Origin of the sequence: Corallococcus sp. AB011P (genome assembly GCF_003611605.1) — a bacterium.
GTDB lineage: Bacteria > Myxococcota > Myxococcia > Myxococcales > Myxococcaceae > Corallococcus > Corallococcus coralloides.
Window position 1 is genome coordinate 470,172 of the sequence record NZ_RAVX01000001.1, and the last position, 12,042, is coordinate 482,213.

10 protein-coding genes are annotated in these 12,042 nt (G+C 71.4%); 6 read left to right on the forward strand and 4 right to left on the reverse strand.

Translation table 11 applies throughout. The features are described 5' to 3' along the window. Window positions 1-23: 23 nt before the first annotated feature. Complete coding sequence (locus D7X30_RS02060; RefSeq protein WP_233591323.1) at window positions 24-2,432, forward strand: sialidase family protein; 2,409 nt, start codon at window positions 24-26, stop codon at window positions 2,430-2,432. 9 nt (window positions 2,433-2,441) lie between these two features. Here the strand turns inward: D7X30_RS02060 and D7X30_RS02065 are convergent, their stop codons facing one another. Further along, window positions 2,442-3,095 (reverse strand): YiiX/YebB-like N1pC/P60 family cysteine hydrolase, encoded by a 654-nt coding sequence (locus D7X30_RS02065; RefSeq protein WP_199724146.1) that lies wholly within the window; start codon window positions 3,093-3,095, stop codon window positions 2,442-2,444. A 262-nt stretch (window positions 3,096-3,357) separates the two neighbouring features. Between D7X30_RS02065 and D7X30_RS02070 the strand changes: the two genes are divergently transcribed. Then, entirely contained in the window at window positions 3,358-5,553 is a 2,196-nt protein-coding gene (locus D7X30_RS02070) for a PhnD/SsuA/transferrin family substrate-binding protein (RefSeq protein WP_120561126.1), read from the forward strand. Here D7X30_RS02070 and thpR read toward each other — a convergent pair. After that, window positions 5,550-6,101 (reverse strand): RNA 2',3'-cyclic phosphodiesterase, encoded by a 552-nt coding sequence (gene thpR / locus D7X30_RS02075; protein ID WP_120561127.1) that lies wholly within the window; start codon window positions 6,099-6,101, stop codon window positions 5,550-5,552. The two genes, D7X30_RS02070 and thpR, sit on opposite strands and share 4 nt — an antisense overlap. A gap of 14 nt (window positions 6,102-6,115) precedes the next feature. Beyond that, window positions 6,116-6,661, reverse strand: a complete 546-nt coding sequence (locus D7X30_RS02080; protein ID WP_120561128.1) for a metal-dependent hydrolase — start codon at window positions 6,659-6,661, stop codon at window positions 6,116-6,118. Between the two features lie 70 nt (window positions 6,662-6,731). On the opposite strand from D7X30_RS02080, the gene D7X30_RS02085 reads away from it, so the two are divergent. Further along, complete coding sequence (locus D7X30_RS02085) at window positions 6,732-7,973, forward strand: adenylate/guanylate cyclase domain-containing protein (RefSeq protein WP_120561129.1); 1,242 nt, start codon at window positions 6,732-6,734, stop codon at window positions 7,971-7,973. Between the two features lie 70 nt (window positions 7,974-8,043). On the opposite strand, the gene proS is transcribed toward D7X30_RS02085, so the two are convergent. Then, on the reverse strand, window positions 8,044-9,477 hold the full coding sequence (proS, locus tag D7X30_RS02090) for a proline--tRNA ligase (protein ID WP_120561130.1): 1,434 nt from the start codon (window positions 9,475-9,477) through the stop codon (window positions 8,044-8,046). A gap of 127 nt (window positions 9,478-9,604) precedes the next feature. On the opposite strand from proS, the gene D7X30_RS02095 reads away from it, so the two are divergent. The 3 genes from D7X30_RS02095 (at window position 9,605) to D7X30_RS02105 (ending at window position 12,040) form a co-directional block, all read left to right on the forward strand. Then, window positions 9,605-10,300, forward strand: coding sequence for a DUF4336 domain-containing protein (locus D7X30_RS02095; protein WP_120561131.1), 696 nt, complete (start codon window positions 9,605-9,607; stop codon window positions 10,298-10,300). Between the two features lie 115 nt (window positions 10,301-10,415). Beyond that, complete coding sequence (locus D7X30_RS02100; RefSeq protein WP_120561132.1) at window positions 10,416-11,048, forward strand: MXAN_6652 family MXYO-CTERM-anchored protein; 633 nt, start codon at window positions 10,416-10,418, stop codon at window positions 11,046-11,048. A 77-nt stretch (window positions 11,049-11,125) separates the two neighbouring features. Then, complete coding sequence (locus D7X30_RS02105; protein ID WP_120561133.1) at window positions 11,126-12,040, forward strand: endonuclease/exonuclease/phosphatase family protein; 915 nt, start codon at window positions 11,126-11,128, stop codon at window positions 12,038-12,040. Window positions 12,041-12,042: the final 2 nt, after the last annotated feature.

The following is a 12,042-nucleotide window of genomic DNA, read 5'->3' on the forward strand; positions in this document are numbered from 1 at the left end:
TACGACAGGGGGCGCGAAAACACATGATGTCCTGGGTGGGGGCCCTGCTGACCACGGTGGTGGCGGCGGGAGGAGTGTCCATGGTGCCGGCTGGCGGGGGCAATGCCCTGACGCTGCCGGCGCATCGGCACGCGGTGCGGATCGAGACAGGCAATGGGCATGCGCCCACGTGGCTCCTGGCCATCCAGCAGCAGGGGGCGGAGGGCGAGGGGCTGAACCTGTTCCGTTCCGAGGATGGGTTCCAGGGCTTCTCCAAGCTGGCGGAAATCCAGCCGGATGCGTCGCACCACGACCGGGCGGAGCTGGTCGCCGTGGGGCGCGACGTGGCGATGGTCTACGCGTACGAAGGCCCCTCGCTGGCGGCGTCGTCGCGGCACGACGTGTACTTCCAGTGGTGGCGCTACGACGCGGCGCAGGACACCTGGACGCCGGAGCCGGCGGTGCGGGTGTTCAACGCGGACAGTGCGACGGCGTATTCGCGGGCGCTGCTGGCGCGGGACTCGAAGGGGCGGCTGTGGGTGCAGGCGTTCCGGCTGGAGCCGGACGGCGGCTCCACGGCGGTGGTGGCGGTGTCCACGGACGGGGGCACAAGCTTCCAGAAGCAGCCGGACCTGGGGCGCACGCGGAAGCGGGGCGGGGGACGGCTGCTCAGCGTGGGGTCCAAGCTCGTCTTCTTCTGGGCCATGCACGACGGCTTCGAGCCCACGCGGCTGCGGGTGCGTGACGCGGCGGATCCGCTGGACACGTGGGGGCCGCAGCGGGACGCGTTCTCCGACGGCATCTACCACGGCGCGGCGCTGAGCGCGGTGGAGGACGGCAAGGGCGGCATCCACCTGGTCTACAAGGACGAGACGGAGCGGCTGTACTACCGGCGCTTCGACGGGACGTCGTTCGGCTCGCGCATCCTGGTGGAGGGGACGCCGGACTGGGCGTTGCAGCCCGCGGTGACGCGCATCGGGGACGCGCTGTATGTCTTCTACAATCACTTCCAGACCGCGACGGATTACGAGATTCGCGTGCGGGTGCTGCGCAACGGCGTGTTCAGCGACCCGGTGACGCTGGATTCGCGCACGAGCTTCAAGGGCTACCTGAGCACCCTGGACGTGCTGCCGGACAGCGTCACGGAGGTGCCGTGCTTCTACGGCGACGCGGTGGACGCGAACTCCAGCGGCCGGGTGATGCGCGTGGCACTGGCACGCCAGCCGGAAGGCGGCGGCTCCGGGCAGGACGGCGGGACGCCGGATGGTGGCGGTGCTCCGGATGGCGGTTCGGGGACGCCGGATGGCGGTGGCGCGAGCGACGGAGGCTCGGGCACGGATGGCGGCGTGGACGCGGGGACGCCGGATGGCGGCTCGGGTACGGACGGCGGTGTCGATGCGGGCACGCCGCCGGTGGATGGCGGGACGCAGGGGCCGGTGACGCTGGAGCCGGTGTTCACGAACACCACGCACGAGGTGCTGGCCGTGGACGGCGCGGGCACGGTGTACGCGCTGGCGCTGGACGGGAGCCGTTCGAAGCTGTGGGCGAGCACGGACGGCGGGCGCACCTTCAGCGCGAGAGGGCAGGGCGTGGGCGGCGCGTCGTTCTGGGTGATGGCGGCGCTCAAGGACGGGACGCTGCTGGCGCAGATGAGCCGCAGTGGCAGCTACCACCTGGAGCGCTCCACGGATGGCGGGCGCACGTGGGCGGACGTGGCTTCACTGGGGAGCTACCGCGCGATGTCGCCCGCGAGCTTCGCGGAGCTGGGCAGCACGGTGTTCTTCCTGGAGTACCAGACGTTCACCTCCGGGAACACGCCGCTGCGGCTGTGGGCGAGCACGGACGGCGGAGCGACGTGGGCCACACGGGCGACATTCCAGGACCACCGGCACGGCACGGCGCTGTACGCGGATGCGACGCGCAGCGTGTTGTGGGCCACGTTCGGGAGCAGCAGCGCGCAGGCGGCGGTGGTGCGCTCCACGGACGGAGGCCGCACCTGGACGAAGGTGATGGGCGGCTACGCGGCCAACGCGGTGACGGGCACGGTGTTGCCGGGAGGAGAGCTGCTGCTGGGACAGTCCACGCTCTATGAGCCCGAGCACCCGAAGCTGTTGCGCGTGTACGCGAGCGGACGGGTGGACGCGCTGATGACGTTGCCGGGGCCGGCGTACTCGCTGGATGCGCTGACGGGAGGTGGCTTCGTGCTGGGAACGGCGAGGGCGGACGTGGGCGACGTGCAGCCCGCGTCGGACCTCTACGCGCGGCTCTTCACCAGCACGGACGGCGTGACGTGGCGTGAGGCCCGGCGCTACGAGCGGGCCACCAGCGGCGTGCTCGCCCGCGCGGAGGTCTGGGGCGTGCTGCCCGGCGGCGACCTGGTGGTGCGGGCGGAGAACCTGAAGGGCTTCGGAACCGGAGGGAAGGGGTTCCAGGTCCTGCGCGTGAAGCGCTGAGGCACGGCGTCACGGAGCCCGCGGGAAATTCGAATACACGACCGCGAGCCGGGCATCCGCCGCCAGGCTCGCGGGCGTCACCAGCTCCAGGTCCACCGGCACCGGACCCCGGTAGCGCTCCGCGATTTCACGCCGCAGCCCCGCCACGTCCAGGTCGCCCAGCCGCTCCATCCTGCCGTACTCCACGCCAGCGCCTGCCGCGTACGCCTTGCGCACCAGCTCCGAGCAGTACATCGCCTCGTCCCCCCACCCGAAGAGCGCGTCGTACGGCTTGCCCAGGTGCCGCTTCGCCTCCTCCACCGCCCGCGCCTTCGCCGCCTCATCCACCCCCTGCGGCCGCATCACCAGCAGCCGCCCCTTCACCCCGCGCGCCTTCCATTGCGCGAACGGTGTGCGCTTCACCGGCTGAACGGCCTCCACCACGAACGTCCCCTCCGGCGTCACCTCCACCAACCCCACGTGCGACAGCGGGCTGTGCGTGGCCACCTGGATGGCCTTCGACTGGCGTGATCCCGACGTCTGGAACACCACGTCCCCCGTCCTCACCTTCGCCGCCACGCCCTCCACCTCGCGCGGCGCCGCCTGCGTCCCGCGGCCCACCAGCCACGCCGCCCCCACCAGCACGAGGGCCAGCAGCCACAGTCCCCTGGCAATCCAGCGCATCCGTCCGTTCCTTCCATGGGTTGCACCCGTCCACCCACCCTCAGTGCAGCCCTGGTGCCAGCCATTTCAGAGCGGGAATTCACCCTTGGTACGTGGAAGTCGCTTTCGACCCTGGGTCGGAGCATGGTAAACCTGGGGAATCTACTTATTACAGCGAATCAAGAATAGTGTGGCATTGCCGTAAATTTTCAGCTAGGGATGTAGCACTCGCGAGCCGACAGTCCGGGCGTGCGGGAGAGGGGGCTCATCGGAGGAATTCGTCGTGACCGCATCGAACGCGCCCATCCGTTGCCTGCTCTATCCGTCCCTCGGCGAGGTACGGGAGCACGTGCGCGTGGAGCTGTTCGCGCGGGCGCTGTCGGAGCGGATGGGCCGCCCGGTGGTGATGTCCATGTCGCCCACCTACGAGCACCTGGAGGCGGAGCTCGCTTCAGGCCGGGTGGAGATGGCCTGGGGCACCGCCGAGCAGTGCAACGCCTTCGAGCCGCAGGCGCGCGCGGTGCTGCGCGCGGTGCGCTCCGGCAGCTGCTACTACCACGCCGCCTTCATCTGCCGCTCGGACGAGCCGCTGACGCTGGAGACGCTGCAGGGCAAGCGCGTGGCGTGGGTGGCGCCGCGCTCCACTGGCGGGCACCTGCTGCCGGTTCGCCACCTGGAGTCGCTGGGCCTGCGCCCGGACACGCTCTTCTCCGAGCAGCGCTTCCTGGGCACCTACCGCAAGGCGCTGGACGCGGTGATGCGCGGCGAGTCGGACCTGTGCGCGCTCTTCTGCAACCACAAGGACGCGCACGCGATGCGCGCCACGCTGACGACGTACCTGGGCGCGGACGCGCCGCGGCTCACGCCGTTCCTCTTCACCATCCCCACGCTCGCCGACGGCCTCATCCTCACCAAGCGGATGCCGGAGGCGGATGCGCAGGCGCTCATCTCCGTCCTCACCCGGATGAACACCGACGGCGCGGGCCTGGAGATGCTCATGGGCCCCTTCCGGGTGGAGACCTTCGTTCGGTCTCCTGGCCTGGACGCGCCCGCGTCCGGCCCGCGTCCCACGGGGGTCGCCGAGTACGTGGCCGGGGAACTGGACGCGGAAGGCCGGTGCCTGCGGCTGTGGTCCCCGTCCGGCCGTGCCTTCGGCCTGGACATGCGCGGCGGGGAGGGGCGCCTGCTGGAGGAGGTCCTGGGCACCGCCGCGAGCAAGCCCCTCATGTCCCTGCTCCAGGTCGTCCTCCAGGGCGGCTCCGACGGGCGGCTGGAGTACCGGCTCACCGTGAACGGCGACGAGCGCGTCTACGCGGCGGAAATCACCCCCTGCGAGCCCTCGCCCGGGGACACGGGCGTGCGGCTGGGCCTGCTGGTGCGCGACGTCAGCGGCCTGCGCGCGCTGGAGGATCCGCTGTACCGGCTGGCGTCGTTCCCGCTGCTGCACCCGGAGCCGCTGCTGGAGCTGGGCATGGACGGCGAGCTGCGGTACGCGAACCCCGCCACCCACGCGGCCTTCCAGGACCTGGTGGAGAAGGGCGCCGAGCACCCGCTGGTGAACGCGGCCATCGTCTGGGCGTGGCGGGGTGCGCCCCCGGGAGAGCCCGCGCCCACGGTGCACCTGGACGGGCGCTACTGGGAGCTCACCGTCGCGCAGCTGTGGGATCCGCCGGGCCTGCGCGTGTTCGCGCGCGACGTGACGCTGCGCAAGCAGATGGAGGCGCGGCTGTTCCAGGCGGACCGGCTGTCCGCGCTGGGCTCGCTCGCGGCGGCGGTGGGCCATGAGATGAACAACCCGCTGGCCTTCGTGCTGGCGAACCTCTCGTTCATCCGCGAGGAGATGGACCGCCTGAAGCAGCCGCTGCTGGACGGCAAGCCCGTGCCGCGCGCGGACCTGGAGGACATGGTGGATGCGCTGAGCGAGACGGTGGAGGGCGCCACCCGGCTCAAGCACATCGTGCAGGACCTGCGCACGCTGTCGCGCAAGCCGCCGGAGCACCGCGCTCGCGTGGCCGTGCAGCCCGTGCTGGAGAACGCGCTCAAGCTGCTGCGCGGCGAACTGCAGCACCGCGCGCGGCTGGAGCGGGACTTCCACGACATGCCCACGGTGGACGCGGACGAGGCGCGCCTCACCCAGCTCTTCCTCAACCTGCTGCTCAACGGCCTGCAGCAGATGGACACCCAGGACGCCGCGAACAACGTGCTGCGCGTGGCGGCCTACACCAGCGAGGACGGCGAGGTGGTGGTGGAGGTGCAGGACTCCGGCAAGGGCCTGTCCCAGGACGCGCTCGCGCACATCTTCGAGCCCTTCGCCACCGCGCGCCCCAACAGCACCGGCCTGGGCTTGTCCGTGAGCCACACCATCGTCACCGGGCTGGGCGGCACGCTGCGCGCGGAGAGCCGCGAGGGCCGCGGCACGCTGCTCACCGTCACGCTGCCGGCGGCGGTGCCCGTGGCGGAGTCCCTGCGCGCCTGCTAGCCGCGCTCCAGCATCACTTCCAACCGGGGCACGTAGTGGCCGCGCGTGCTCTCGAACAGCATCAGCCGGTCCACGCGCCCCTCACCCCACGAAGCGCTTTGCAGCTCGCGTGCGCACGCCGCCAGCGCCGGGTCTCCGCGCGGTGGCCGGGCCCGGGCCAGCGTCAGGTGCGCGATGTACTCGCCGTGCTCCGACGTGAAGCCCAGCGGCTCCAGCGCTCGCGCCACGTCCGCCTGGAGCGCCTTCAGCGCGGCGGTGTCTCCGCGCACGTCCGCCCAGAGCACGCGCGGGTGGGACGGCGGGCCGAACGCCCCTCCGCCCGCCACCGACAGCACGAACGGCGCGTGGTACAGCCCCACCGGCTCCAGCGCGTCGCGCAGCTCCGGCAGGCGGCTGTCGTCCACGTCCCCCAGGAAGAGCAGCGTCAGGTGCACGCCCTCCGGCCGCACCCACTTCGCGTCCGGGGCCAGGGCGCGCAGGCGCTCGATGCCCCGCTCGGTCTCTGCGGTGAGGGCCTCTCCCAGCGTCACGGCGGTGAACAGGCGCATCGCAATGCTCTCCTTCAGGGAACCTGGACGCTCCCCGCCACGCGCGCCTTCTTCCGGGGCCACAGCGCGTAGAGCCAGGCGGGCAGGAACACGAGGAACTCCACGCCGCTCACGTACAGGCCTCGCGCGGACAGCATGCCCGCGCCAATGGGGGCCACGGGCAGCGGCCGCACCGGGGCGAAGACACGCGCGTTGGAGAAGGGCCAGAAGAGGGCCGCGCCCAGCCCGCCGTCCGTGAGCGTGTCCAGGATGCCGTGGCTGGCCACCGCCGCCAGCGTCAGCAGGCCCCAGCGCGTGGCGGACTCCCCCTTCCACCGGGCCAGCGCCGCCACCGCGAGCGCCACCGCCGCCGCGAACACGAACGAGTGCGACGCGCCTCGGTGTCCCCACGTCGCCGCGTAGGGGATGCGCAGCGCGAACGCCACCACGTCCGCGTCCGGCAGCAGGGCGAGCAGGGACAGGAACGCCATCACCGCCACCCGCCGCCGCCAGGGCGCGCCCGAACCCGTCTCATAACGCCCCAGCGCCATGCCCACCGCAACGTGCCCGATGCTCGCCATGGGCCAGGACCCTAACGCAGGGGGACCCCGCCTGGAGAGGGCTCCACGCGTGGGGTAGCCTCCCTGATACATGCGGTCCCTGCTTTCTCGCTTTCGTGTCGAGTCCACCCTGCAAAGGCGCCTGGACGAATGGCGCGCGGACGTCGGCTCCTGGCTCAATGTGACGCGCATGGGCGCGACGGCGGCGTGGCTGGCGCTGGCCGTGCTGGATGACTGGCACGTGTCGCGCGGCGTGCTCGCGGGCTACATCGCGCTGGCCGTCCTGCTGTGGGCGGGCGCGCGCCGGGTGCCGGACCTGCTGCGGCGGCCGGCGCTGGGCGTGGCGCTCCTGGACATGCCGCTCATCTACTTCCTGCAGGAGTGGTCCATCCGGGGCTCCGCCAACGGCGTGGCCATCGCGCTGCTCACCATGGGCGTGTACCTGGTGCTGGTGGTCATCGTGTCCATGGTGACGCTGTCGCGGCTCATCGTCGCGGCGGCCACGGCAATGGGCATCGTCGCGGTGGCCATGCTGACGCTGGGCGCGGGGCTGCCCGCGTCCCAGTTCCTGCCCGGACTGGTGCTGGTGATGGTGCTCGCGTCGTCGGTGGCCTTCTTCATCAGCCGCACGGTGATGGGGCTCGTCACGGACGTCGTGCGCGAGGAGATGCAGCGCGAACGGCTGGGCCGCTTCTTCTCCCCGGAGGTCGCGCGGCGCATCTCGGAGAAGGGCACGGACGGGGAGGCCGGCGAGCACCGCGAGGTGACGCTGCTCGTCTCAGACATCCGCGGCTTCACCACGCTGTCGGACCGGATGGACAGCCCCCAGGTGGTGGCGCTGCTCAACGAGTACCTGTCGCGCATGGTGGAGGTGGTGTTCCGCCACGGTGGCACGCTCGACAAGTTCATGGGTGACGGCATCCTCGCGTACTTCGGCGCGCCCCTGGAGCAGCCCGACCACCCGGAGGCCGCCGTGTCGTGCGCGCTGGCCATGCTGGAGGCGCTGGACACGCTCAACCAGGAGCGCGCCGCGCGGGGCGAATTCCCCCTCGGCATCGGCGTGGGCATCCACACCGGCCGCGTGGTGGTGGGCGCCGTCGGCAGCGAGCAGCGCCGCGAGTACACCGTCATCGGCGACGCGGTGAACCTGGCCAGCCGCATCGAGGGCCTGACGAAGAAGGTCGGCGCCCCGGTGCTCGTCTCCCACGCCACGCGCGAGCGCTGCAGGGACACCTTCGACTTCGAGGCCGCCGCCCCGCTGCCCGTCGCGGGCAAGCCGGAGCCGGTGGCCACCTTCCTGCCCAGGAAGCGCGTCCTGCTCGCCGCCAGCTGACGCGCTGAAATGACAACGGGGCCGGGAGTCGCCTCCCAGCCCCGCGAGTGCTGCACACGTCAGCGCGTGCTTAGTACGCCTTGGAGAACACGATGCGGCCCTGCGACGGGTTGCCGGTCATCACGCACTTGCCCGGCTCCTGCTTGAGGCTGAACGGGCGGCAGCGGGTGGTGAGGCCCGTCTCCTCCTTGATGCGCGCCTCCGTCTTCGGGTCGCCGTCCCAGTGCGCCAGCAGGAAGCCGTCCTCCGCGCGCGCCTTCAGCTCCTCGTAGGAGTTGACCTCGAAGGTGTGCGAGTCGCGGAAGTCCTTCGCCTTCTGGAACAGGTCCTTCTGCATCTGGTCCAGCATCACCTGGGCCTTGGCGACGGCCTCGTCCAGCGACACGAACTCCTTCTGGCGCAGGTCGCGGCGCACCATCACGCACGAGCCCTTGGCCAGGTCCTTGGGCCCCAGCTCGATGCGCAGACACGTGCCGATGAGCTCGTGCTCGTTGTACTTGAAGCCCGGGCCCTTGCTCTCGTCGTCGTCCACCACCACGCCCAGGCCCGCCTTGCGCAGGTCCGCGGCCAGCGCGTGCGACTTCTCCATCACCTGCGTCTTCTCCACATCCGTCGCCTTGCCCGCGATGGGGATGATGACCACGTGCGTGGCGGCGATCTTCGGCGGCACGATGAGGCCCGCGTCATCCGAGTGCGTGAGGATGAGCCCGCCGATGAGGCGCGTGGAGGAACCCCACGACGTCTGCCACACGTGGTGCACGCGGCCGTCGCGGCCCTGGAACGTGGTGTCGAAGGCCTTGGCGAAGTTCTGGCCCAGGTTGTGGCTGGTGCCCGCCTGGAGCGCCTTCTTGTCCTGCATCATGGCTTCGATGCTGTACGTGCGCAGCGCGCCGGCGAACTTCTCCGACTCCGACTTGCGCCCCGGCAGCACGGGCATGGCCATGTAGTCCTCCGCGAACGTGCGGTAGACCTCCAGCATCTGCAGCGTGCGCTCCTCCGCGTCCGCCTCCGTCTCATGGCAGGTGTGGCCCTCCTGCCAGAGGAACTCCGTGGTGCGCAGGAACAGGCGCGTGCGCATCTCCCAGCGCATCACGTTGGCCCACTGGTTCACCAGCAGGGGCAGGTCCCGGTAGCTCTGGATCCACTTGGAGAAGCTGCGGTTGATGATGGTCTCGGACGTGGGCCGGATGACCAGCGGCTCCTCCAGCTTCTGGCCGCCCGCGTGCGTGACGACCGCCAGCTGCGGGTTGAAGCCCTCCACGTGCTCGGCTTCCTTCTTGAGGTAGCTCTCCGGGATGAGCAGCGGGAAATAGGCGTTCTTCACGCCCGTGTCCTTGAACATCTTGTCCATCGTCCGCTGGATGTTCTCCCACAGCGCGTAGCCGTTGGGGCGGATGACCATGCAGCCCTTCACGTCCGAGTAGTCGGCGAGCTTCGCCTTCTGGACCAGGTCGACGTACCACTCGGAAAAGCCCTTCTCGCGGGGCGTGAGCTTCTCGGCCATGTGCTGGGCACCTTGCTAGGGGATGGAAAGTGGGAGGCTGCCTACGATGGGATGTTCCGGAAATCAACGCCGGACCGAGGCCGGACTCGTCCCCTGAACGCCGTCCATGCTTGGAAAAGGACCCGCCATGCCCACGCCCCCTGACACCGCGCCCCGCCAGCTCACCGAGGACGTCCACGTCTTCGACGCCCCCTTCTCCCTCTTCGGCGTCCCCGTGGGGGGCCGGATGACGGTCCTCCGCCTGCCGGACGGCGGGCTGTGGGTGCACTCGCCTGTCGCCTTCACGCCGGAGCGGAGAGCCGCCGTGGCGGCCCTGGGGCCGGTGCGCTTCCTCGTGGCCCCCAACCTCTTCCACCACCTGCACCTGCCGGACTGGGCCGCGGCCTTCCCCGACGCCCGCGTGGTGGCGCCCAAGGGGCTGCGCGCGAAGAAGCCGGCGCTGCGAATCGACCTGGAGCTGGAGGACCTCCCGGACCCCGCCTGGGCCCCGGTGCTGGACCAGATGCACGTGCGCGGCATGCCCCAGCTCAACGAGTTCCTCTTCTTCCACCGCCCGTCCCGCACCGCGCTCGTCACCGACCTGGCCTTCCACTACGCGCACTCGGAGGGCTGGAAGCTGCGCGCGTACCTGTGGCTGGACGGCGTCCTGGGCCGGTTCGCCGCCCCGCGCTTCCTGCGCCTGTTCACCAAGGACCCGGAGGCCGTGCGCGCCTCACTCCAGCGTGCGCTGAAGTGGGACGTGGAGCGCGTCGTCGTCTGCCACGGCCAGGTGCTGGAGCACGGCGGCCAGAAGGCCCTCCACGACGCCTTCTCCCGGCTGTAGGCCGCGGTACGCCCTGCCTCCGCGTCACAGGGGAGTGTCGCCTGCTGCACTCCACGCCGCGCCGCGCTACAAGGGAACCTCCTCTTTCCTGAGTTCCCCCCAGGAGGTTCATTCCATGCGGTCCATTCTTTCGTCCGTGGGCGCGGTCGCGGTGTGCCTTGTCGCGGGCTCCGCGTTCGCCAACTCCACTGGCATCAACGGGCGCAGCGGCAAGCAGAGCGGCCTGTCCTGCACGGCGTCCGGCTGCCACAGCGGCGGTTCGAGCACCCCCACGGTGACGCTGGAAGGGCCCACGGCGCTGACGGCGGGCCAGACGGGCCAGTATTCGCTGACCATCACCGGCGGCCCCGGCGTGAAGGCGGGCATGAACGTGGCCGTGGACGGCGCGACGCTGACCGCGGGCTCGGGCACGAAGGTGATGAGCGGCGAACTCACGCACTCGCTGCCCAAGGCCTTCGCCAATGGCTCGGCGCGCTTCGACTTCTCCCTGGTGGCCCCGGCCACCAACGGCACCTACAAGGTGTTCGCCGCCGGCAACTCCGTGAACGGCGACAACAACCAGGGCGGGGACTCGCACGCCAACGCCACGCTGGACGTCGTCGTCACCGGCGGCAGCGACCCCGTTACGCCGGATGACACGAAGGACGAGGGCGGCTGCTCCGTGGCCACCAGCGGCGCCCCCGCTGCGCTCATCGCCGTGTTCGTGGCGCTGGCCGCGCGCCGCCGCCGTCAGTCCCGCCAGGCCTGAGCCCGCCTGCTCTCCGGCCGGGCCCCGGGGGGCGGGACGACAGCGCGAGGGCGGGCGGCCTACCATCGCCCCCCTTGATGCGAACGAGCCCCCTCCTCACCGCCCTGTTCGTCGCGGGATCGCTGGCCTGTGCCTCCGGTCCCGCCGTGCGTCCCACCCTGTCCTCGGGCACCACCCCCGTCGCCGCCGCCCCCGCGCGCGACCCGGGCGCCCTGCGGGTGATGACCTTCAACATCCAGTCCGGCCTCAAGGGCCTGGAGCAGGTGGCGGAGGTCATCCGCCAGGAGGGCCCGGACGTCGTCGCGCTGCAGGAGGTGGACGTGGGCTCCACACGCGCGCGCGGCGAGGACCAGGTGGAGCGGCTGTCCGCGCTCACCGGCCTGAAGTACCGCGCGCACTTCGGCACCACGCGGCTGTATGGCGGCGCGTACGGCATCGCGCTCCTGTCGCGCTACCCGCTTCAGTCCCTGGCGCAGTACCCGCTGCCCACGCCCCGGGGCGCGGAGCCGCGCACGCTGGCGCACGCCGTGCTGGACGTGGACGGGCGCGAGGTGAGCGTCTACGCCACGCACCTCATCCGCCGGCCCTTCAACGGCGCGGCGCGTGTGCGCCAGAGCGTCTTCATCTCGCGGCTGCTGGCGAAGGACACCCGGCCGCGGCTCCTGATGGGGGATTTGAACGACGACCCGGACTCGCGCCCGGTGCGCCTGTTGCGCCGCCAGCTCCAGGACGTGGCGCGTGTCACCCGCTCCGACGGGACGGGCACCTACCCGATGCCGCTGTTCCTGAAGTCCCTGCGCATCGACTACGTGATGGCGTGCGGCGCGTTCACGCCGGTGTCCACGCGCGTGCTGCGCGTGGGCGTGTCCGACCACTACCCGGTGGTGGCGGACCTGCGACTCGCGCCCGCCGAGGCTCCGGTCGTCGAGGCTCCGGTCGTCGTGGCTCCGGCCGCGCCCGCGGGCACGGCCACGGCCGCCGCGGCGCCCTGAGG